Below are 21,028 nucleotides of genomic sequence, written 5' to 3'. Positions count from 1 at the left end.
TTGTAATTTTAAGGCCACTTACTTCAATGTAATCTATTGGGGTAAGTGGCGATGATCACTTAGCTACCCACCCAAGCATTAAAGCGTTGTGTTAACTCTTCCGAATTATCAATCCAAAAATCAGCATCTAATTCAATAGCTTGTTTGAGATTGTCTTCTGTGGTCGGCAAATTCACGGCTATTTCAGGTTTGATTTGGCTAGCTGCCTCTTTGTTGGCAATACCATAGTCCATGTAATCAGGCAGTTTAACTTGGTTTTCAGGCAAGCTTGCAAAGGCCAAAAATTCCATTGCCAAATCTTTGTTAGATGCGCCTTTTAAAATGGTCCAACTGTCTACCGAATAAATACTTTGAGGCCACACAATTTTGAAATGACGGTTGTTTTCACGATTCAAACCGGCAATCCGACCATTGTAAGCTGCAGCCATGACCACTTCATTTGAAGCCAAAAACTGCAAAGGCTGAGCACCAGCATCCCACCAAACAACATGTGGTTTCAATTCATCTAATTTTTTAAATGCTCTATCAACACCTTCTGGTGTACGCAATACTTGATAAAGCGCTTCATTTTTAACGCCATCCGCCAAGAGCGCGAATTCCAAAGCATATTTGGCCGTACGACGCATGGTACGTTTGCCTGGGTATTTTTGAACATCCCAAAAATCCGCCCAAGATTGTGGTGCATCTTTGATTTTTTCAGCATCGTAAACCAATGCGGTTGACCAGAAAATTTGTCCCACGCCACAATCACTCACAGCCGCAGGCAAATATTTTTCTTTGCCGCCAAGTTTGTCCCAATCAATTTTTTCTAATAAACCATCACTACAAGAACGTGCCAAATCTTCGGCTTCCATCTGCATGATGTCCCAATTTGGATTACCACTTTGTACTTTGGCTTGTGCAATACCATAACTGCCCGAGTCAGCATTGTCTTCCAAAACAGGCTGCCCAATTTTTTTTGCAAATGGCTCAAAATAAATGGTGCGTAACGCATCTTGGAATGTGCCGCCAGAAGCGGCAATGGTTAAGCCTCGTTGAGAACTGCTTGAGTTGTTGGTTGAGCTGGCATTACTGGTATCAGTTTTGTGATTGCTAGCAGTAGTACTGTCACCACCACAAGCACTCAAACCTATTGAAATGGCTGCTACCATGGTTAAATATTTCAATCTCATTACTCTCTCCTTGTATTGTTATCATTTGAAATTCTTATGATTACGCAATGCTTTGAACTTAAGCCAAATGCGTCCTGTAATCTGTTAAATTCTTTTTAGTTTGGGTAAGAGCATACGAGAATGATTTGTAAAAAATCAACTAAAAATTTTACTTTTAGTGTTATTTTTTATATCAAAAAAATAATGTAATTTTTATATATATTTATATTTCAATCTTAAATATCAGTATGAGCGTTTTTAAAAAATGAGCTTGATTTGAATATGATTGGAACATAAAAAAACCTAATATCATCATTTTTATAATAGATTTTTATTAGAATAATAGCCTACGATTTATATCTAAATTACTATGAATATAGATATTGCATATATAAATAATATAATTATTAGTTACTTTTAAAGTTTCTTGGTGAAAAGGTGCTTTATGGGATTAACAAGTCTAAGTTGTATTGTACTCATGAAGGGCAATGCTAATTCCCGCAAGAATCAAACAGTCATTAATGGCAGCTTGTCATCGTTAGTTGGCTGCGGCTTTGAGATGTAAAACCACAGCCAGTGTTGTTGTATATCGTTCTTAAATTTGGCCATAGTAATAGATATGAGAAAATTCTACTTTTTGTTTTATTGAAAGTAGGAGAATTATCGTGAAATTAATTTTCTAAATAAGGAGTGTTTTATTAAATCTTAATTTAACATAATGACAATATGATAAATATCATTTTAAAAAATATAAACAAAAAAACCGACTATAAAAGTCGGTTAAAAAACTAAAAAATCAATAATCAACACCATATCGATCACGATAATCTTGCACAGAATCCAAATAAGTCTGCAAAGATACATCACCACCCAACATTGCCAACAAGTCTTTTAAATTGGCAATTGATACCACTGGTAAACCATATTGATGTTGTACTTCTTGTACTGCCGAAGTTTCAGCTGTACCTTTTTCCATACGATCTAATGCAATCACGACACCAGCAGGTATTGCACCTTCATTTTCAATCAATTTTACTGATTCACGTACAGATGTGCCCGCAGAAATTACATCATCAATAATCAAAACTTTACCTTTAACGGGCGAACCCACCAATACGCCACCTTCACCGTGATCTTTGGCTTCTTTGCGGTTGTAAGCAATTGGCACATTGATACCTTTCTCCGCCAAAGCCATACTGGTTGCAGCTGCCAAAATAATGCCCTTATAAGCAGGACCGAATAACATGTCAAATTCAACACCACTGGCAATAATCGCATCTGCATAAAAACGCGCCAATTGCAAAATACCATTGCCATCATTGAACAAACCCGCGTTGAAAAAATACGGTGATTGACGGCCGGCTTTGGTGGTGAATTCACCGAATTTTAATACTTCTTGTTCCAACGCAAATTTGAGAAAGTCTTGGCGAAAATCTGACATGAATAATCCTTAAATCGGTACAATAGGGCTGAAGACAGACGGCAAAAGCCGTCATTTTGCATATTGTACCCGAGGAAGCCCGTGTTTAGAATCATCAGCGCCAACGTCAACGGCATACGCTCTGCCGCCTCTAAAGGTTTTATTGAATACATACAAGCCACTAATGCAGATATTGTGTGTGTACAAGAATTGAAAGCCAAAGAGGACAAGCTCACCGATCAATTAAAAAATCCGAATGGAATGCACGGCGTTTGGCATTGTGCCGAAAAAGCAGGTTATAGCGGCGTTGCCATTTACAGCAAACAAACGCCAGACCGTGTGCAATATGGTTTGGGTATCGAACAATTTGACAACGAAGGTCGCTTTATTCGTGCTGACTTTGATGATAAAAATTTGAGTGTGATTTCCTTGTATTTGCCGTCGGGAACCAGTGCTGAAATTCGCCAAGAATACAAATACCAATTTTTAGATGCTTTCTTGCCTGTTTTGCAAAATATGTTAGTAGAAGGCCGGCATGTGGTTGTGTGTGGCGATTGGAATATTGCCCACCACAATATTGATTTGAAAAACTGGAAAGGCAACCAAAAAAATTCAGGTTTTTTACCCGAAGAACGAGCTTGGTTAACCAAACTTTTGAATGAAGTCGGTTGGGTCGATACTTGGCGCACATTGTATCCATTGGAGCCAGGCTATACATGGTGGAGCAATCGTGGCCAAGCATATGCCAAAGATGTGGGTTGGCGCATTGACTACCATATCACCACGCCAAATTTAGCCGCTTTAGTCAAGTCTGCCCACGTGTACAAAGACGAAAAATTTTCTGACCATGCACCTTTGGTCGTAGATTATGATTTGTAAATTTTCAAAGCATCTGATTTGTATTTGAACCTTTTGTAAACCATGGTTGACTAATAAAACTTATTGGATATTTGAAATGACAGGTCATGATGATGAATGAAGCCCAAGCCGCCATTGAAAAAGCCCAACAAACCAAGGCCCCGAAAGATGTGGTTTTGGCATTTTTGCTCAATTCATCCAAAGAACTGGTTCAAAATGGTGCCGAGCAAATGGTGGCTGAAGACGCTACTTACGTGTCTTTGAATTTTAACAGTCCAGAACTGAAGCAAATTGAGCCATGGGCAGGTACGTCAACAGGCCGCCAAATTTACATTGATACTTTTTCCAATGTTGGCACATATTGGCGAGTGGATGATTTTCAAGTTTCAGACATGATTGCCGAAGACAGTTTGGTGGCGGTATTTGGCCAATTCACATATACATCGGTGGTGGCCAACAACACTTTTACCTCACCTTTTGCCATCAAAGCCATAGTTGAAAATGGTCAAATCACGTATTTCCAATTCATGGAAGACACCTATGCTTCGGCAGCATCGTTTCGAGTTGGCGGACATTGGGTGATTCAACAAGATACAGATCCAAGCAAACAATTCAATGTGGGCGAATAAGCTGTGTTTTAGAGCTTTTACAACTTTAATCCATTAAAAAAAGGCGTCCTGTAAACATTTACAGGACGCCTTTTAGATATTGCTAACTTATTTTTTCAATTCACGTTGGCGGCGGGTTTCAGACAAAACCATGCCAGAACTTACCGACACATTCAAGCTTTCAACCGTACCAAACATCGGAATTGACACCAAAGCATCGCAATGCTCGCGCGTCAAACGGCGCATGCCTTCGCCTTCGTTACCCATTACCCACGCCACCGACTGCGGCACATCGTAATGGTACAAATCGGCTTCGCCTTCCATATCCGTGCCGACAATCCAAATGCCTTCGTCTTTCAATTGGCGCATCGTGCGTGCCAAATTGGTCACGGTGATGTAGGGCACCACTTCAGCGGCACCACACGCCACCTTGCTGACAGTTGCATTCAAGCCAGCTGATTTGTCTTTCGGTGCAATCACCGCATGCACGCCCATCGCATCGGCCACACGCAAACACGCGCCTAAATTATGCGGATCGGTAATGCCATCCAAAATCAATAAAAATGGCGGCTCGTTCAAGTTTTCCAATACATCATCTAAATCAACATGGTTTTTAGACGCATCGATAAAGCCCACTACACCTTGGTGGCGAGCGCCTTTGCTCAAAGTGTTCAAACGGTCCATATTGGCCAAAATCACACGCACGTTTTCAACGCCAGCTTTTTCCAACACATCACGCATGCGCGCGTCTTGTTTGCCTTCTAAAACGTACAATTCAATCACAGATTTTGGGTTTTGCCACAAACGGGCATTGACGGCATGAAAGCCGAAAATAAGGCGCGAATTCGCCATGGTGATTCCTTTAATGCTTAACAAGCGCCATCTTAACATATTTGCAGCAGCATCTTGAATTTGCATGCTGGCTATTTCAGTTTGCGCATCAGGCAGGTCTTGTTAAAATGTTTGTCATAACAAAACAAGGTGCACAACATGACACAAATACACACAGAAAAAGTTTTGGTTTGGGATATTTTCATTCGCATATTCCATTGGAGCATGGTGGCGATTGTGGTTTGTAATTTGTTTTTATTGGAAGAAGGTGGGCAGTGGCACCAATATTTGGGCTATGCCGCTTGTATCTTGATGTTGCTGCGCATTGTTTGGGGCTTTATTGGTAGCCCTTATGCTCGCTTTAAAGATTTTTTTCCGACACCAAGCAAATTCAAAGCCCATTTTCAAGCCATCCGCAACAAGCAAGCTGATGAGCATCTAGGACACAATCCTATGGGTGCGTTGATGATTTTTGCGTTAATAGCGGTTGTTTTGGGTTTGGGCTTTACAGGGTGGTCACAAACCATGGAGTCTCCCTTTTATTTGGATTCTTGGCCAGCTGACCTACACGAATGGTTGGTCACTGTCTTACAAATTTTGGTGGTTTTGCATATTGCGGCAGTGATGTTGATGAGTGTGTGGACGCGCACAGATTTGGTCGGTGCCATGCTGACAGGTCGTAAGAAAAAACGTTAAACGTGATGAGATTAAAAATAAGCGTCCTGTAAACATATTACAGGACGCTTATTCAATTGGTTTTATCATTCATGTGGTTTATAACGAGGCAAAGCCTTGCGATACGGTAAACGAATATCTACCCGAAACAAATTGCCTTGTTTGCCTGTTTTCAAAACCGCATCGGCGTCATACATCAGATGCAAACGCTCCGCCAAATTACCCATGGCCATCTGATTGCCTTTGCGTTTGTGTGGAATTGGATTTTCAGGAATGGGATTGTGAATGCGGATGTAAATCCAATCTTTTTGCATGCGAATATTGACGACAATTTCACCCGGCCTGTGGCTGGTTTCAATGCCGTGGTAAACCGCATTTTCCAATAAAGGCTGCAATAGCAAATGTGGCACTTCAGCATGTTCAGGTGCATCCACAGTCCATTTGCTTTTTAAGCGTTCCGCACCCATGCGTATGGTTTCAATGTCCAAATAGCCTTGCGCCAATTCAATTTCCCGTCCCAAAGTGCTCGATTGATTGGCATCTTTCAATTGCGCCCGAAACAAATCCGCCAAATTTTCTAAGACCATTTCAGCATCCGTCGGTCTGCTACGCACCAAAGCGATAGCGGCATTGAGGCTGTTAAACAAAAAATGTGGGCGAATACGTGCTGTTAAGGCCGCCAATTTCGCTTCGCTCAAAGCCGGCGACAGCGATTTTTCTAACAAGCCTTGGTAATGCATCAAGCCCCACATATAAATGGACACCAAGAGCATGTCTACCAACCAATATTGGCGTGGAAACTCAAAAATTTTGGCGCAAAACATAAAAGACAACAAACTCACGCCCCATGTTAAAAACACACCATAACGATTGGCCATCAACCAACGATTACACAAAACCAAACTGGTCACGGTAATGATGACAAATGGCGCAATCCAAGAGCTCGATGACAAGACATTTTCAAAATAATATCGTTGAAAATCAGAACGTAATAAGGGTGTGAGCAAGACCAAGATGCTTACTGAAAAAAAGATTCTTAAAATCACACCCAAATTTCTGAAGTCAGGCACTGCAAACAACACAGCAGGTTGGCGTATAATGCCCATTTTGGCTAACTTTCGCAGGATAACAGCATGCATGATAACAAAACTTGGTCGGGTCGTTTCAACGAGCCTGTCTCTGAATTGGTGAAAAAATACACGGGTTCTATTGATTTTGACAAACGCTTGGCCACTTGGGACATTCAAGGCTCTTTGGCACATGCGCAAATGTTGCAAAAAGTAGGCGTTTTGTCTGAGCAAGATTTGGCTGATATTCAGCAAGGCATGGCTGAAATCTTAGAAGACATCCAAAATGGTCGCATCGAGTGGTCTTTGGATTTAGAAGACGTGCACATGAATATTGAGCGTCGCTTGACCGACAAAATTGGTGACGCGGGCAAACGTTTGCATACAGGCCGCTCACGCAATGACCAAGTGGCAACCGACATTCGTTTGTGGTTGCGCGATGAAATTACTGTGATTCAAGACTTGATTCGTGCTTTGCAAACATCTTTGTTAGATTTGGCTGAAGAAAACGTGGATGTGGTGATGCCAGGCTTCACGCATTTACAGGTCGCTCAACCAGTGAGTTTTGGTCATCACATGCTCGCTTATGTGGAAATGTTAGGTCGCGACTTTGAACGCATGGTCGATTGCCGCAAACGTGTGAACCGCATGCCTTTGGGCGCGGCAGCATTGGCGGGCACCACTTACCCAATCGATCGCACGATTACAGCTGAATTGTTGGGCTTTGAGCAAATTTGTCAAAACTCATTGGACGCGGTGTCAGATCGTGATTTTGCGATTGAATTTACCGCAGCTGCCAGCTTGGTGATGGTGCATTTGTCGCGTTTGAGCGAAGAATTGATTTTGTGGATGAGCCCGCGCGTGGGCTTCATCGACATTGCTGACCGTTTCTGTACGGGTTCATCCATCATGCCACAAAAGAAAAACCCAGATGTGCCAGAATTGGTGCGTGGCAAATCAGGCCGTGTAGTAGGTCATTTGATGGGCATGATAGTATTGATGAAATCGCAACCTTTGGCCTACAACAAAGACAACCAAGAAGACAAAGAGCCTTTGTTTGATACGGTTGACACTTTGGTCGACACTTTGCGCATTTACGCTGACATGATGCGCGGTGTGACGGTGAAAGCGGACAACATGCGTGCGGCAGTGATGCAAGGCTTTGCGATGGCCACCGATTTGGCTGATTACTTGGTGAAAAAAGGCATGCCATTCCGTGACAGCCACGAAGTGGTGGCTTTGGCAGTGCGTTTTGCCGATGGCAAAGGTGTGGATTTGAGCGAATTGGCGTTTGAAGAATTGGCACAATTCAGTGATTTGATTGCCGAAGATGTGTTTGAATATTTAACACCAGAAGGCGCTTTGAATGCGCGTGACCATGTGGGTGGTACGGCACCGAACCAAGTGCGTGCACAAATTGCCCGTTGGCGTGAACTGATGGCTTAATCGATTGATTTAAGCCAATCAACCATATAAGCGTCCTGTAATCTTTACAGGACGCTTTTTTGCCATCATTGCTGTCCAAATTTATCCATGATTTAAAAAAGCAGGTGTTAAAGACGCCACCAATGTGGTGTCCAAACGCTCTAAATTCATCTGCACACGCAACCACACAAACCCGCCTTTTTTAATTGTCCAATAATCATTGTGTTGTACGCCACCGTTCATACAATGTTCCCACACTTGCCCCAACCACGGTTGATGACCGATGACCAGCAAATTGGTTTTGTGTTGCGCCAGCAATAAAGGCAAAATATCTTGGTAATGGCTATCAGGATTGAGCTCGCTTTTGACATGGGTATGGTCGGTTAAAAAAGCGGCTGTTTCAATGCTGCGGTCGGCTTCTGAAGTCCATACAACGGTGTTTTTAGGCAAACGAGGTGCCAAATAAGCAGCCATGTCTTGTGCTTGTTGTTGTCCTTTACGGGTCAGCTTGCGACGGATGTCTGGTGTGCCATCAACGGCTTGGGCATGTCGCCATAAAATCAAGTCCATATTTGCTCCAAAAAGGTTTGCTTTAATTGATGTGCAAGGCATAATGTTTGTCATGAACCCATTGAATATTTGGTTATCATGTCAAGGCTTTAAGCTTGATGATAACATGACTTATCTGAACACATTATTACCAGCCATTCCTCTCACCCAAGCCTTACAACAGCTGCATGCGGATTTTTCAGTGCAAGTGTTGCATTTGGGTGTGGATGATGTGTGGCATGATGAACAAGATTGCATTGGCACCCACCGTGGTTTTAGCCGCGAAGTGTGTTTGTCTTTACAAAATCATGCTGTGGTGTGGGCGCGCAGTGTCTGTGCTCACGATGCGCATCCGTGGCATGAAATTGTGCAATGTGGCACGCAGCCATTAGGCATGCGCTTATACCAATTGCCGCTTAAGCGCACTGAATTTGAATATGCTTATTTATCGCCTGAGCATCCAGCCAATCCCAGCAATCAAACCATCGTCTCACGCCGTTCGTGTTTTTATTTACAGGACGGCTCACCTTTATTATTGACCGAAAGTTTTTTACCTTCTTTGAAAAATTATGAATGATTCTACAAAGGCTTTGACTTGGAAGCAAAAGTTACAAGTGTATGGGCGCTTGATGCGCGTGGAAAAACCCATTGGCACGCTGCTGTTGTTGTGGCCGACTTATTGGGCGTTGTGGATTGCCTCTGATGGAAACCCAGATTGGTTAATTGTCTTCGCCTTTACCTTGGGTACATTTTTAATGCGCAGTGCTGGCTGTGTGATTAATGATTATGCTGACCGTGATATTGATGGCGCAGTGGCACGTACTAAGGCACGCCCATTTGCGCAAGGTCAAGTGACTCAAAAAGAAGCCTTGCTTTTGACAGCTGCATTGTGTTTGATAGCAGGATTGTGTTTGTTGCCTTTAAATACATTGACATGGTGGATGAGTTTGCCTGCGGTATTTTTGGCAATCACTTACCCATTTACCAAACGCTTTTTCCCCATTCCTCAATTGTATTTAGGCTTTGCTTTCTCGTTTGGTATTCCTATGGCGTTTGCGGCGGAAACCAATGCCGTTCCTGCCTTGGCATGGTTGTTGTTCAGCGCCAATGTGATTTGGACGATTGCTTACGATACGTGTTATGCGATGGCAGACAAAGAAGATGATTTAAAATTAAATATCAAAACATCAGCCATCACTTTTGGTGATTATGATGTTGCTGCGGTCATGTTATGTCATGCTATCTTCATTTTATTGATGGTGATTGTGGGCATTCAGATTGATGCAACTTGGCCATATTGGTTGGCTTTAATGGCGTGTGTGGCGCATCAGTATTGGCAATACACACAAATTAAACATCGTGACAGACAAAAGTGTTTTGAAGTGTTTTTGAAAAACAATCGCATCGGTTTGATGATCTTTATTGGCTTGGTTTTACATTACTGCTGGTCTTGAGCATGCTTTTGCGTTAAAAGTCAACATTGTCAATACGGCCTGAAACGCATAGAATTCAGGCCGCATTGTTAAGAAAGTGAAAAAACATGGTAATGAATGTGATAGGTGACATCCTACCTCTAGACCACATTGTGTTAGATTTGCCCGTTAGCAGTAAAAAACGTTTGTTTGAACAAATTGGCTTGTTGATTGAAAATCGTGCTGACATTGCCCGAGGCAATGTTTTTGAATGTTTGTTTGCCCGTGAAAAACTGGGCTCTACCGCGCTCGGTCACGGCGTTGCCATCCCACATGGTCGCTATGCTGGCTTAAGCCAACCGATTGGTGCTTTTATCCGTACCCAAGAGCCAATTGGTTTTGATGCACCTGATACCAAGCCAGTTAATCTTATTTTTGCTTTATTGGTGCCTGAAGGTGCCAACAGCATCCATTTAGAAGTATTGTCCCATTTGGCCACCCGTTTTTCATCCAAAACCGTGCGTGAGCAATTGCTGCAAGCCAAAGATGCCCAAACCATTCAAGCCATTTTGATGGCCGAATAAGCGAGATTTCTATGCCCAGTATTTCAGTACGCCGCCTGTATCAAGACAACCAACACAAATTAAAATTGGCATGGGCTGCAGGCACTGCAGGCATAGACAATCGCATCAGCATTGAGGCGGATAAACCTTTACTGGCTTTGGTCGGTCATTTGAATTTCATTCATCCAAACCAAGTGCAGGTTTTGGGCAGTGCTGAAGTGAATTACTTAAATGATTTGGAAGCCAGTAAAGTTCGTACCAGTTTGAATGAATTGTTTGGTCGAACCATTGCCGTGGTGATTGTGGCCAATGATTTGCCCGTACCTTTTTTATTGCGTGATTATTGCCATACCCACAACGTGCCTTTATTGACATCTAAGCTAGAAAGTCCCTACTTGATGGACGTCTTGCGCATTTATTTACAGCGCGCTTTGGCAGCTTCAACCGTCATGCATGGTGTGTTTTTAGATGTATTTGAAGTCGGTGTGCTGTTGATGGGCAAATCAGGCTTGGGTAAAAGTGAGTTGGCACTGGAGTTGATTTCGCGTGGTCATGGTTTGGTGGCGGACGATGCAGTGGAATTGTACCGCATTGGTCCTGAAACCTTAGAAGGGCGTTGTCCGCCTGTATTGCGAGACTTTTTAGAAGTTCGTGGTTTGGGCGTCCTGAATATTCGTGCCATTTTCGGTGAAACAGCCATTCGTCCTAAAAAACCCTTAAAACTGATTATCAACTTGGTCAATGCCGATGACCAGTTGATGCAAAGTTTGGACAGATTGAGCATACAAAGCGAAAAACAAGACATTTTGAATGTCCACATTCGCAAAGTCAGCATTCCTGTTGCGGCAGGTCGAAACTTGGCGGTTTTGGTAGAAGCGGCTGTACGCAATTTTATTTTGCAAAGTCGTGGTTTAGACAGCACCAAACAATTTATTGAGCGTCATACCCAAGTCTTGAAAGAGGATCAATTGAACGATGAGAGTCATTCTGATTAGTGGTTTGTCCGGTTCTGGCAAATCCATTGCTTTAAAGTCATTGGAAGATTTGGGTTTTTTTTGTGTTGATAATTTGCCATTGGAATTATTACCACATTTGGTGATGTGGTATCAATCCAAATCAGACACCAAACATTTGGCCATTTGCTTGGACATGCGCGCTGGCATGAGTCAGGAACATTTCTTACCCATGTTAGAGGCCATTAAAAAATCAGTGCGTCAATTTGATGTATTGTATTTGGAAGCCAAAACCGAAATACTGCTCAATCGTTTTTCAGAAACCCGTCGCCGTCATCCTTTAACCCATGATAATTGTACCTTAGCCGAGGCTTTAAAATACGAGCGAGAATGGTTGTATCCTTTGCGTGAACATGCGCATGTTGTAGACACCAGTGCTTTGTCCACACCTAAATTGCGCCAATACATTACAGCATGGGTCAATTTGCCTAAAAGCAATTTGCAAATCGTGTTTCAATCGTTTGGTTTTAAATATGGCATACCCAGCGATGCTGATTTTGTTTTGGATGTCAGAAGCTTACCCAACCCTCATTACGAAGCCTCATTACGCGCTTTAACAGGGAAAGATGAGCCAGTAGCCATCTATTTTAAAGCCAACCCTGTGGTGCAAGACATGATTAATGACATCACAGCATATCTCAATAAATGGTTACCACGCATTGAACAAGAGAATCGCAGTTATGTTACCGTTGCCATAGGCTGTACAGGTGGGCAACATCGTTCTGTCTATATCGTAGAACAATTGGCGTTGTCGTTCAAAGCGGCCAGTAAAAATGAAGTTTTAATACGCCACCGTCAGTTATAGTCTTTTGCCGAAGCCAAACCAATTCAGGTATAATAATCGGTTTTGATACGAAAGCAGTGATTTATGGCTATCCAATGGTTTCCCGGTCACATGAACAAGGCCAAAAAGGCGATTATTGACCGCATGAAGTCGGTTGATATGGTGATTGAGGTGTTGGATGCCCGTCTGCCTGGCTCTAGTGCCAATCCTTTGCTCGAAAGCATCTCTGCTCGCAAACCCAAGCTTAAAATTTTGAACAAACGAGATTTGGCGGATGATGCGCGTACGCAGTTGTGGTTAGATTATTACAACAGCCAATTTCAAACCCAATCGATTGCTTTGGATGCATCGGAACGTGGCAATGTCACCAAAGTGATTCAAGCGAGCCGCCAATTGGTACCTAGTCGCAATGGTTTAGACAAGCCTTTGCGTGTGTTGATTTGTGGTATTCCTAACGTAGGCAAATCGACCTTAATCAACAGCATGATAGGCAAAAAATCGGCTAAAACAGGCAATGAGCCAGGCATTACCAAAGCCGAACAACGCCTGTTTTTAGCTGATGATTTTTGGTTATACGATACTCCAGGCATGTTGTGGCCTAAAATTATTGTGCCTGAAGGTGGCTACAATCTTGCGGCAAGTGGTGCAGTCGGTCGCAACGCTTTGGATGAAGAAGAAGTCAGCTTGGAATTGATTAAATATTTAAGCAAACACAAACATTATCGCGACTTATTGGCAGCACGTTATAAAATTGATGAAGACGATGCGGAGCTAGACACATGGCGTGAGGAAACATGGTTAGAAACCATTGCCCGTCGCCGTGGTACGATTTTAGGTGGTGGTCGCATCGATTACCAAAAAGCTTCTGAGATTGTATTGACTGATTTTCGCAGTGGCTACATGGGCAAAATCACGTTGGAATTGCCAAATGAATGGCTTAAATGGTTGGCAGATGCACGTGTGGCAGAGACAAAGCTGCATGAAGAGCGTGCTCGTCGTGAAGCTGAACGCAAATAATGGCTTTACAAGCAGAATGTTTGCTTGAAGCTTTGCTATTGACGCAAAACCGAGCCATTACAGAGCGTGAATTACGCCAGCAAACCGAGCCGATGCTCCATCAACAGCAATTAGATGTCATTATGGCAGTCTTACAACAACGCTGGCGTGATCGTGGTTTGGCATTGGTGAAAACGGCTGAAGGTTGGCGTTTTCATGCTGTGGCAGAAGTCACAGAGCGTTTGGAGCATTTGCATGCTGAAAAACCGCCACGATATTCCCGCGCCGTCATGGAAACTTTGGCCATCATTGCTTATCAACAACCTGTCACCCGTGGCGACATTGAAGCCATACGTGGTGTCAATGTCTCTAGCCAAGTCATACAAACTTTGACTGAACGTGGTTGGATAGAGTGCATTGGTCACAAAGACAGTTTGGGTAAACCTGCTTTGTGGGCAACCACAGGCCAATTTTTGGCGGATGTACAATTACAAGATTTAGGCGAATTACCGCCTTTAACCGAATTAGGGCATTTGATTGTGCCCGAAACCAGCAACCCTGCCGCTGAATAAGCCGCAGAAGAACCTCATTAGAGGGTTAGGAGATGAATATGGCCAAACCAGCTTTGACCAAGCGCCAAATGCGTGACGGCGTGAGCACTACCAGCAAACGCAGCAACAATAACAGTAACAGCAAAGCCGCTGTAAAAGCCGGCTATGTGAAAGCTGCCAAAGCCGAACGTGAGCGCTTACAAGTAGAGCGTTACGAACGCGCACAACGCCAAGACCAAAAACAAACTGGCAAACCTGCCAATCACAAAGCAGAAGCTCGCCCACAAAGCGGCAATGCCACGACGACCCATGTCACTCGCAGCGAAACACCACGCCCAATGCGCAATCCTAAAGTGCGTGTAGAGCGTGCTAAAAAATTGGCGGTGCGTCAACCAAACCAAGAGATTCAAGAAAAAGTGCGTTTTTTCCGTGAAAAACGCTTGGATTTTGAAAAAATTGAGCCAGTTCGCATTCAAAAAGCCTTATCAGCCTCTGGTGTGGGTTCACGTCGCGAAATGGAACAGTGGATTTTACAAGGTTCAGTGAAAATCAACGGTAAAGTGGCACAAGTGGGCGACAAAGTCGGTCCACAAGACCATGTGGAAGTGCGCGGTAACAATATTAAATTGAAATGGCCAGACCGTTTGCCACGCATTTTGTTGTATTACAAACAAGAAGGCGAAATTGTCAGCCGTGACGATCCACAAGGCCGTGTGACGGTATTTGACCGTTTACCACAAGCCGCTTCTAGCCGTTGGGTCGCGATTGGTCGCTTGGATGTGAACACCAGTGGTTTGCTCATCATCACCACATCGGGCGCATTGGTGAACCGCTTTGCCCATCCATCGTTTGAAGTAGAACGCGAGTATTCTGTGCGCGTGTTGGGTGAAGTGACCACCGAACAAATGCAAGAATTGACCGAAGGCGTGGAATTAGAAGACGGCTTTGCCAAAGTAGAACGCATTTTCCAACAAGGCGGCGAAGGTGCCAATAAATGGTATAACGTGGTCTTAAAAGAAGGCCGTAACCGTGAAGTACGTCGTTTATTCGAACACTTGGGCTTGACGGTGAGCCGTTTGGTGCGTGTGCGTTTTGGTCCTATCGGTTTGCCAGCACGTTTGAAACGTGGCAGTTTTTACGAATTGAACGAGTTTGAAGTGGCCAACATCATGCGTTGGTCTGGCTTAGGTGTACCGGGTGACAAACAAACGCGCGATACAACCAAATAATTATTTTTCATATTCATAATGAAATAAGCGTCCTGTAAATATTTACAGGACGCTTTTATTTATCTTGGGTTATATAAAATTTCATTGACTTGGTCTAAACATATAACTTTTTATTATTGCGACATTTTTTATTCTTCAGTATGGTTAGATTTTGTACGTCAAAATATACCAAAACCATAATACGGAGAAACAAAATGCGTCATGAAACCGCTGCTTTACATGCAGGTTATGAAATCGATCCAACGACCAAAGCCGTAGCAGTTCCGATTTACCAAACCACCAGTTATGCTTTTGACAATACCCAACATGGCGCAGATTTATTCAATTTGAATGTCGCGGGCAATATTTATACCCGCATCATGAATCCGACCACTGCGGTTTTAGAAGCGCGTTTGGCGCAATTGGAAGGCGGCATTGCGGCTTTGTGTGTGGCCTCAGGCATGGCAGCAATCACTTATGCGGTACAAACTTTGGTCAGCGCAGGCGACAACATCATCGCCACCAAAACCTTATACGGTGGCACTTACAATTTGTTTGCGCATACTTTGCCACACCAAGGCGTGGAAGTTCGTTTTGTCGATCCTAACCGTCCTGAAGACATCGCAGCATTGACCGATGCCAAAACCAAATTGGTATATTGCGAAAGCATTGGCAATCCTGCCATCAATGTCGTGGACATTCCTGCTTTTGCTGATGCGGCACATGCACAAGGCTTGCCATTGGTGGTGGACAATACCGTTGCCACGCCATTGTTGTGTCCTGCTTTGGCATTGGGTGCGGACATTGTGGTGGAATCGTTGACCAAGTATATTGGTGGTCATGGTAACAGTATTGGTGGTGCGATCATTGATGGCGGCAAATTCGATTGGGCGGCGCATGCTGAGCGTTTTCCACAATTGACCACGCCTGATGCGTCGTATCATGGCGTCAATTACAGCGAGCATTTTGGTGCAGCAGCGTTTATTGCTCGTGCGCGTGTGGTGCCGCTGCGCAATATGGGTGCGGCTATCAGCCCGATGAATACATTTTTGATTTTACAAGGTTTGGAAACTTTGGCTTTGCGCATGGAACGCCATTGTGACAATGCTTTGAAAGTGGCTCAATTCTTACAAAACCATGAGCAAGTGGCGTGGGTGAATTATCCGGGTTTGGATAACAGTCCTTACAAAGCTTTGATTGAGCGTGATTTTGGCGGTAAAGCGTCGGGCTTGCTCAGTTTTGGTTTGAAAGATGGTCGTGAAGCTGGTGCACGTTTCATTGATGCTTTGCAATTGTTCACCCGTTTGGTCAATATTGGTGATGCGAAATCTTTGGCGTGTCATCCTGCCACCACCACACACCGCCAATTGAGCGATGAAGAGTTACAGGCCGCTGGCGTGAGTGCCGATTTGGTGCGTTTGAGTGTGGGTATTGAGCACATTGAGGATTTGCTGGCGGATTTAGAGCAGGCTTTGGCGGCGGTTTAGTGTATTTTTAATGTTGAGGAAATTTTTATGTATGAAGAAAGTAAACAACGAGCCATTAAACATGGCTATATAAGATATGAGAACTATCTCGGATATAATGGGGAAGTATATGTTAAGAATAAGAAAATTTGGATACATAATATTGAGGCGCTAAAACATGAGCTTGGTTATACAAACGATAATAATCTTATAGAGCTTGGATATAACGTAGACGATTATTATCGATATAATGTTTGAAAATTTAGATGAGATTTTAAAGTAGTTAACAAGCGTCCTGTAACATTTACAGGACGCTTGTTTATATCTTAAATTTATATCGTTGTCACTTGTATGTCTTTGCGCACCAACACGCCTACTGTTTCGTAATGCTGCGTGGCTGGAAACAAATCAAACAAATCCACTTGCACCAATTCATATTCATCCAAACAAGTCACCATATCACGAGCAAAACTGGTCGGCTCACAAGCGATGAAAATCACTGCTTTGGGTTGGAATGCGGCGACAAAGTCTTTTAAGTTTTTCAAGCCTGAACGTGGTGGGTCGATAATTAAGCACGTTGGTTGCTGCAAATGTGTGGGAATAGCGGCCTGTAAATGTGTTAAAGCATCTTTGGCATACAGGTTTTGTGAAACAAATGTTTGAGTCTCGGTATTTTCAGGAGTATTGTCGCCATATTGATCCACGACCAAAGTTTGTTTGCCCAAAGGCAAGCTCAAATTGCCATTGCCGCCAAACAAATCATAAATGACCGCATCTTGTGGCAAATATTGCGTTGTCAAATGTGCCAACCATGTGGTGAGATAATGGTTCATGTGTGGGAAAACTTGCGTAAAACCACCATTGGCATAAGGACGGTTGACGCTGATGTGTATTTCATCGTCACGCCAATACAATTCAATGTGACCGCGTACAGGTTCTTGTTCGACCAATTGTAGCCATGCTTGGTTTTCATACAAACCTAAAACCGCTTCACGCACTTGTGCTTGCATCAATTGGCATTGAGAAACGGCAAACGGTTCATAATTAACATCCATCAGACCCAAAATTTGTTTGTCTTTTTGGTAATGCAATTGCACGCGGTTGCGATAATGAAAACGCTGTGGTGCAGCATGTACGGTAATATCCACAGGTGGGAATTTGCGTAGGTGGCGTTGTAAGGCTTGTTGCTTGAAATTCAATTCGGTTGGATAGTCCACATGTTGGTAATCACAACCACCACATTGTGCATAATGAGGACAAGGCACATCTTGGCGTTTGGGTGAAGCTTGAATGATGTCGATGACATGGGCAAAGTGGATGTTTTTTTTGCTGCGATAGACTTTGGCCTCTACTATTTCTTCAGGTAAGGTTTTGGCAATAAATGTAATTTGTCCATCGTCTTTGGCCACGCCTTGCCCCATGGTGTCCAAATCTATGATTTTGTAGTGCGTCATAATATTGTATAAGTCTTTATTGAAGCGAATTTGCCGCTATTGTACGCTAAAATAGGCAGGGTTTTAGCTGCATTATGGTACATCCATGCTAAAGCACGTAAATTTCAAAATAACATCACAACATATTTTTGGGCAGTAGAAAGCATAAGTACACATGGCATTGACAGAATCTTGGTTAAAATCCCACCACCAAAAACCACATGACAAAGTCACAGAAGTGGCAGACAGGGACGGTATGAGTGTGCGGGTATCGCCTAAAGGGAAAATTGTGTTTCAATTGCGCTTTCGCTGGCGTGGGAAAGCGCAACGTTTGGATTTAGGCGTTTATCCTGACATGTCATTGAAACAAGCACGCTTACACACTTGGGAGATGCGGGAGCAAATCGCTCAAGGCATAGACCCCAAGCAAGGCTTACAGGCCGCTTCTGATGATGATTTGCCTGCGGTTTTCGAGCGTTGGTATCAGGCTTATTGTGTTGTAAACAAGAAAAACCATGCCGATATCAAACGCTCTTTTGAAATTCATGTCTTTCCGCATTTTCAACGTCAATGTTTTGGTGACATCAGTTTGCAGCAATGGATGTTGTTATTGGACGATTTGGCTTTGCACAAAGAATCGATTGCCGCGCGGATTTTGTCCAATGCGCAACAATTGTACAAATGGGCGATGAAACGTGAATATGCCAAGCACAATGTCTTATTGGGTATTTCTGCCAAACATGATTTGCAAGTGAAAAAACGCAGTGGTGATAGGGTATTGAGCCAGACTGAAATTCAATGGCTGTGGCATGCTTTGAGTCATTCGCGCATGATGCTGAAAAACCAATTGTTTGTGAAACTGTGTTTGTTGTATGGTTGTCGCAATGGTGAATTGCGCTTGGCTAAAAAAAGCGATTTTGATTTTCACACCAAAGTCTGGACTGTTCCACAAGAAAATCACAAAACAGGTGCTATCAGCGGTAAAGCTTTGTTGCGTCCCATAACCTCGCATACCGAGGCTTTATTGCATTTGGCCATGGATTTGAATGACAGTGAATTTTTGTTTTGTAATGCAGGTGGCGTAGAAGCGATGTCACGTTCTGTGCCTTTGTCTTTACCAACCAATATCATGCAATGGTTGAAATCTCAGCACCAAATAGACATGCCATATTGGTCTATGCATGACTTGCGCCGTACCGCCCGCACCAATTTTAGCCGTTTGACCACGTTTGAAGTGGCTGAAATCATGTTAGGTCATGCATTACCTAAAATACAGGCCACTTACGATCATTATGATTATTTGAGTGAGCAAACGGTGGCGTATGAAAAGTGGCATGAATGTGTTTTGGGATGGGTTAGCCATCATGATTTAGAAAAGCTGGCGTCCATCTTTTGATACATAGTCAGTATCATAAAATTAGTTTTCTATTTTCAAATTTCAAAACGAGTTAGGTTACTGAATGAATTGAGGGCAGTCATTAATGAATCATCCCGATGACTTTTAGCAATGGTTTCGTTACTTTTAACTTTTTTGCCAACAATCAATAATGCAGCACAGACAAAGCGTCCTGTAAATATTTACAGGACGCTTTTATTTTTACAATTTTGATTTATGTGCTGGTATCACAAAGCAACACAGCTTTGTTTTTTTGTGTATCTAAGCTCGCTTGATATGTCGTGTCCATCTCTATATTTACCTCTGTTTGATATTGAACCGATTTCAGCGTGTTTTTGACGTTGGCATATGGTGCATCAAACGTCATGATGCGGTAATTGATACCATTGTCCGTACCTAATGCGGAAATAGGCAAACGGTAATCCCCCCTTTAAATAAATGATGCGGATTCAACCGGTCAGCGCAACACCTGTTTGAAAGACCTCAAGAGGTGTTTTAAAGCCCAAGATTTTTCTCGGCCTAGTATTAAGTTGCAAAGCAATTTTATCTAATTGTTCTTGTGAATAAAGACCAAGATTTTTACCTTTGGGTAAATATTGTCTTAAAAGCCCATTTGTATTTTCATTTGTGCCTTTTTGCCAAGGACTGCTAGCATCACAGAAATAAACAGACATATTGCATTGAGCAGTTAAAAGATGGTGTTTAGACATTTCATGACCTCTATCCCAAGTCAGTGTTTGCCTGATGGATGAAGGTAATCCAGCTAATTGGTCAATGACAGCCTTTATAACAGATATGGATTTTTTATCAGCCGTTTTACCTAGCAATGTATAACGAGATTTGCGTTCTACCAAAGTCACTATTGCTGAAGCTAATGTGCCAATAATCATATCTCCTTCCCAATGACCAACATACTGTCTGTCTTTAATCTCTTTAGGGCGGTCCCAAATTGACTTTAAATTTGGAATCTGCTGCTTACCAGAGTTGTGATGATTGCGGGCGTGGCGAAACATTCTTTTTCTGCGAAGATGTCTTTTTAGCTTTGGAGGCAGAATGTTTTTTTTTCAGCAGATACAGTGATTTGTATATGGTTTCATAAGAAACATGCATCGATGGATTATGAGGAAACTGTATGAATTTCAGCCAGCCTGCTATTTGTTCGGGAGACCAACAACATGACAGTTTATCAATAACCATCTGTTTTAATAATGAATTGCTTTATAAAATAAAAGATTTTGGCCTTTTTGCTTTCTTTAAAGCCAATTGCTCTGCTAAATAAGCCCTGTATTTATGAGCACCTCCATTACGTGAAACCTCACGCGAAATGGTCGATGGCGATCGATTTAATTGGCGACTTATGGCTCTTAAACTCAGTCCTGCTACCAATGCTCGAGAAATGCATTCGCGCTCTTGCAAGGTTAAATCGGTCGCTTTTCGGCGTCGAATATCAGGTTCAATACCACCATGGTATTCTAGAAATGAGTAAACGGTCGCAGGTGGTTTCATAATGTCTTTGGCAATGAAGGCCATAGGCTTTCCCTGCTTCCATAGAAACCAGATTCGTTTCTTACGTTCATCAGTCATTGCTCCATGTATGGAAACCATAACAATCCTTTTAACAT

At 42.9% G+C, this 21,028-nt stretch carries 21 protein-coding genes and 1 pseudogene; 15 read left to right on the top strand and 7 right to left on the bottom strand.

Features of this window, described 5'->3' with window-relative positions; all coding sequences use genetic code 11:
- Positions 1 to 59: 59 nt before the first annotated feature.
- The gene (locus tag ADP71_RS05700) at positions 60 to 1,172 is read right to left on the bottom strand and encodes an ABC transporter substrate-binding protein (protein ID WP_171460966.1); all 1,113 of its coding nucleotides are present in this window, start codon (positions 1,170 to 1,172) and stop codon (positions 60 to 62) included.
- A 775-nt stretch (positions 1,173 to 1,947) separates the two neighbouring features.
- Complete coding sequence (gene pyrE / locus ADP71_RS05695) at positions 1,948 to 2,592, bottom strand: orotate phosphoribosyltransferase (protein WP_019957835.1); 645 nt, start codon at positions 2,590 to 2,592, stop codon at positions 1,948 to 1,950.
- A gap of 81 nt (positions 2,593 to 2,673) precedes the next feature.
- Between pyrE and ADP71_RS05690 the strand changes: the two genes are divergently transcribed.
- Positions 2,674 to 3,450, top strand: a complete 777-nt coding sequence (locus ADP71_RS05690) for an exodeoxyribonuclease III (protein ID WP_019957836.1) — start codon at positions 2,674 to 2,676, stop codon at positions 3,448 to 3,450.
- A gap of 86 nt (positions 3,451 to 3,536) precedes the next feature.
- Positions 3,537 to 4,058, top strand: coding sequence for a nuclear transport factor 2 family protein (locus tag ADP71_RS05685; RefSeq protein WP_019957837.1), 522 nt, complete (start codon positions 3,537 to 3,539; stop codon positions 4,056 to 4,058).
- Between the two features lie 87 nt (positions 4,059 to 4,145).
- Here the strand turns inward: ADP71_RS05685 and rlmB are convergent, their stop codons facing one another.
- Positions 4,146 to 4,889 (bottom strand): 23S rRNA (guanosine(2251)-2'-O)-methyltransferase RlmB, encoded by a 744-nt coding sequence (rlmB, locus tag ADP71_RS05680; protein WP_026353467.1) that lies wholly within the window; start codon positions 4,887 to 4,889, stop codon positions 4,146 to 4,148.
- Positions 4,890 to 5,027: 138 nt separating this feature from the next.
- Between rlmB and ADP71_RS05675 the strand changes: the two genes are divergently transcribed.
- On the top strand, positions 5,028 to 5,564 hold the full coding sequence (locus ADP71_RS05675) for a cytochrome b/b6 domain-containing protein (protein ID WP_019957839.1): 537 nt from the start codon (positions 5,028 to 5,030) through the stop codon (positions 5,562 to 5,564).
- Positions 5,565 to 5,629: 65 nt separating this feature from the next.
- On the opposite strand, the gene ADP71_RS05670 is transcribed toward ADP71_RS05675, so the two are convergent.
- Positions 5,630 to 6,649 carry a sensor histidine kinase gene (locus tag ADP71_RS05670; RefSeq protein ID WP_237343045.1) on the bottom strand — a complete coding sequence of 340 codons (1,020 nt, stop codon included), beginning with the start codon at positions 6,647 to 6,649 and terminating at the stop codon, positions 5,630 to 5,632.
- 27 nt (positions 6,650 to 6,676) lie between these two features.
- Here ADP71_RS05670 and argH point away from each other — a divergent pair, with 27 nt between their 5' ends.
- Positions 6,677 to 8,056, top strand: coding sequence for an argininosuccinate lyase (argH, locus tag ADP71_RS05665; protein WP_019957841.1), 1,380 nt, complete (start codon positions 6,677 to 6,679; stop codon positions 8,054 to 8,056).
- A gap of 81 nt (positions 8,057 to 8,137) precedes the next feature.
- Here the strand turns inward: argH and ADP71_RS05660 are convergent, their stop codons facing one another.
- Positions 8,138 to 8,605 carry a SixA phosphatase family protein gene (locus ADP71_RS05660; protein WP_019957842.1) on the bottom strand — a complete coding sequence of 156 codons (468 nt, stop codon included), beginning with the start codon at positions 8,603 to 8,605 and terminating at the stop codon, positions 8,138 to 8,140.
- 106 nt (positions 8,606 to 8,711) lie between these two features.
- Here ADP71_RS05660 and ADP71_RS05655 point away from each other — a divergent pair, with 106 nt between their 5' ends.
- The 10 genes from ADP71_RS05655 to ADP71_RS05610 all read left to right on the top strand — a co-directional run bounded on the left by ADP71_RS05655 (position 8,712) and on the right by ADP71_RS05610 (position 16,835).
- A complete protein-coding gene (locus ADP71_RS05655) occupies positions 8,712 to 9,161 on the top strand; it encodes a chorismate--pyruvate lyase family protein (RefSeq protein WP_158667142.1) in 450 nt (149 codons plus the stop codon).
- A complete protein-coding gene (gene ubiA, locus ADP71_RS05650; protein ID WP_019957844.1) occupies positions 9,154 to 10,038 on the top strand; it encodes a 4-hydroxybenzoate octaprenyltransferase in 885 nt (294 codons plus the stop codon). The genes ADP71_RS05655 and ubiA overlap by 8 nt, the downstream gene beginning before the upstream one ends.
- 92 nt (positions 10,039 to 10,130) lie before the next feature.
- Positions 10,131 to 10,580: a PTS IIA-like nitrogen regulatory protein PtsN gene (gene ptsN / locus ADP71_RS05645; RefSeq protein ID WP_104932378.1), complete on the top strand. Its 450-nt coding sequence runs from the start codon at positions 10,131 to 10,133 to the stop codon at positions 10,578 to 10,580.
- An 11-nt stretch (positions 10,581 to 10,591) separates the two neighbouring features.
- A complete protein-coding gene (hprK, locus tag ADP71_RS05640) occupies positions 10,592 to 11,554 on the top strand; it encodes an HPr(Ser) kinase/phosphatase (RefSeq protein ID WP_019957846.1) in 963 nt (320 codons plus the stop codon).
- Positions 11,535 to 12,377 (top strand): RNase adapter RapZ, encoded by an 843-nt coding sequence (rapZ, locus tag ADP71_RS05635; protein ID WP_171460964.1) that lies wholly within the window; start codon positions 11,535 to 11,537, stop codon positions 12,375 to 12,377. Before hprK ends, rapZ begins: the two co-directional genes overlap by 20 nt.
- A 63-nt stretch (positions 12,378 to 12,440) precedes the next feature.
- On the top strand, positions 12,441 to 13,373 hold the full coding sequence (gene ylqF / locus ADP71_RS05630; protein WP_019957848.1) for a ribosome biogenesis GTPase YlqF: 933 nt from the start codon (positions 12,441 to 12,443) through the stop codon (positions 13,371 to 13,373).
- Positions 13,373 to 13,924 (top strand): SMC-Scp complex subunit ScpB, encoded by a 552-nt coding sequence (gene scpB, locus ADP71_RS05625; RefSeq protein WP_019957849.1) that lies wholly within the window; start codon positions 13,373 to 13,375, stop codon positions 13,922 to 13,924. The genes ylqF and scpB overlap by 1 nt, the downstream gene beginning before the upstream one ends.
- Before the next feature lie 38 nt (positions 13,925 to 13,962).
- Positions 13,963 to 15,132: a pseudouridine synthase gene (locus ADP71_RS05620; RefSeq protein ID WP_019957850.1), complete on the top strand. Its 1,170-nt coding sequence runs from the start codon at positions 13,963 to 13,965 to the stop codon at positions 15,130 to 15,132.
- Between the two features lie 194 nt (positions 15,133 to 15,326).
- Complete coding sequence (locus ADP71_RS05615; protein ID WP_019957851.1) at positions 15,327 to 16,598, top strand: O-acetylhomoserine aminocarboxypropyltransferase/cysteine synthase family protein; 1,272 nt, start codon at positions 15,327 to 15,329, stop codon at positions 16,596 to 16,598.
- Positions 16,599 to 16,625: 27 nt separating this feature from the next.
- The gene (locus tag ADP71_RS05610; RefSeq protein ID WP_019957852.1) at positions 16,626 to 16,835 is read left to right on the top strand and encodes a hypothetical protein; all 210 of its coding nucleotides are present in this window, start codon (positions 16,626 to 16,628) and stop codon (positions 16,833 to 16,835) included.
- 74 nt (positions 16,836 to 16,909) lie between these two features.
- Here ADP71_RS05610 and ADP71_RS05605 read toward each other — a convergent pair whose 3' ends face one another.
- Positions 16,910 to 18,031, bottom strand: a complete 1,122-nt coding sequence (locus ADP71_RS05605) for a class I SAM-dependent RNA methyltransferase (protein ID WP_171460963.1) — start codon at positions 18,029 to 18,031, stop codon at positions 16,910 to 16,912.
- 154 nt (positions 18,032 to 18,185) lie between these two features.
- Here ADP71_RS05605 and ADP71_RS05600 point away from each other — a divergent pair, with 154 nt between their 5' ends.
- On the top strand, positions 18,186 to 19,406 hold the full coding sequence (locus ADP71_RS05600; RefSeq protein WP_019957854.1) for a tyrosine-type recombinase/integrase: 1,221 nt from the start codon (positions 18,186 to 18,188) through the stop codon (positions 19,404 to 19,406).
- A gap of 449 nt (positions 19,407 to 19,855) precedes the next feature.
- On the opposite strand, the pseudogene ADP71_RS05595 reads toward ADP71_RS05600, so the two are convergent.
- Positions 19,856 to 20,990: pseudogene (locus ADP71_RS05595) on the bottom strand (IS30 family transposase).
- Positions 20,991 to 21,028: the final 38 nt, after the last annotated feature.

Origin of the sequence: Vitreoscilla sp. C1 (assembly GCF_002951955.2) — a bacterium.
GTDB lineage: Bacteria > Pseudomonadota > Gammaproteobacteria > Burkholderiales > Neisseriaceae > Vitreoscilla > Vitreoscilla stercoraria.
The sequence above is the reverse complement of the archived record's forward strand: the minus strand, read 5'-3'. Positions and strand labels throughout refer to the sequence as shown.

Excerpts from the sequence above, each read along its gene's own strand:
- ADP71_RS05615 (WP_019957851.1), top strand. The coding sequence starts at position 15,327 with ATGCGTCATGAAACCGCTGCTTTACATGCAGGTTATGAAATCGATCCA.
- ADP71_RS05700 (WP_171460966.1), bottom strand. The coding sequence starts at position 1,172 with ATGAGATTGAAATATTTAACCATGGTAGCAGCCATTTCAATAGGTTTG.
- argH (WP_019957841.1), top strand. The coding sequence starts at position 6,677 with ATGCATGATAACAAAACTTGGTCGGGTCGTTTCAACGAGCCTGTCTCT.
- ADP71_RS05600 (WP_019957854.1), top strand. The coding sequence starts at position 18,186 with ATGGCATTGACAGAATCTTGGTTAAAATCCCACCACCAAAAACCACAT.
- rapZ (WP_171460964.1), top strand. The coding sequence starts at position 11,535 with ATGAGAGTCATTCTGATTAGTGGTTTGTCCGGTTCTGGCAAATCCATT.
- ADP71_RS05675 (WP_019957839.1), top strand. The coding sequence starts at position 5,028 with ATGACACAAATACACACAGAAAAAGTTTTGGTTTGGGATATTTTCATT.
- rlmB (WP_026353467.1), bottom strand. The coding sequence starts at position 4,889 with ATGGCGAATTCGCGCCTTATTTTCGGCTTTCATGCCGTCAATGCCCGT.
- ADP71_RS05670 (WP_237343045.1), bottom strand. The coding sequence starts at position 6,649 with ATGGGCATTATACGCCAACCTGCTGTGTTGTTTGCAGTGCCTGACTTC.
- ptsN (WP_104932378.1), top strand. The coding sequence starts at position 10,131 with ATGAATGTGATAGGTGACATCCTACCTCTAGACCACATTGTGTTAGAT.
- ADP71_RS05610 (WP_019957852.1), top strand. The coding sequence starts at position 16,626 with ATGTATGAAGAAAGTAAACAACGAGCCATTAAACATGGCTATATAAGA.
- ylqF (WP_019957848.1), top strand. The coding sequence starts at position 12,441 with ATGGCTATCCAATGGTTTCCCGGTCACATGAACAAGGCCAAAAAGGCG.
- ubiA (WP_019957844.1), top strand. The coding sequence starts at position 9,154 with ATGAATGATTCTACAAAGGCTTTGACTTGGAAGCAAAAGTTACAAGTG.
- ADP71_RS05685 (WP_019957837.1), top strand. The coding sequence starts at position 3,537 with ATGATGATGAATGAAGCCCAAGCCGCCATTGAAAAAGCCCAACAAACC.
- ADP71_RS05660 (WP_019957842.1), bottom strand. The coding sequence starts at position 8,605 with ATGGACTTGATTTTATGGCGACATGCCCAAGCCGTTGATGGCACACCA.
- pyrE (WP_019957835.1), bottom strand. The coding sequence starts at position 2,592 with ATGTCAGATTTTCGCCAAGACTTTCTCAAATTTGCGTTGGAACAAGAA.
- ADP71_RS05620 (WP_019957850.1), top strand. The coding sequence starts at position 13,963 with ATGGCCAAACCAGCTTTGACCAAGCGCCAAATGCGTGACGGCGTGAGC.
- scpB (WP_019957849.1), top strand. The coding sequence starts at position 13,373 with ATGGCTTTACAAGCAGAATGTTTGCTTGAAGCTTTGCTATTGACGCAA.
- hprK (WP_019957846.1), top strand. The coding sequence starts at position 10,592 with ATGCCCAGTATTTCAGTACGCCGCCTGTATCAAGACAACCAACACAAA.
- ADP71_RS05655 (WP_158667142.1), top strand. The coding sequence starts at position 8,712 with ATGACTTATCTGAACACATTATTACCAGCCATTCCTCTCACCCAAGCC.
- ADP71_RS05605 (WP_171460963.1), bottom strand. The coding sequence starts at position 18,031 with ATGACGCACTACAAAATCATAGATTTGGACACCATGGGGCAAGGCGTG.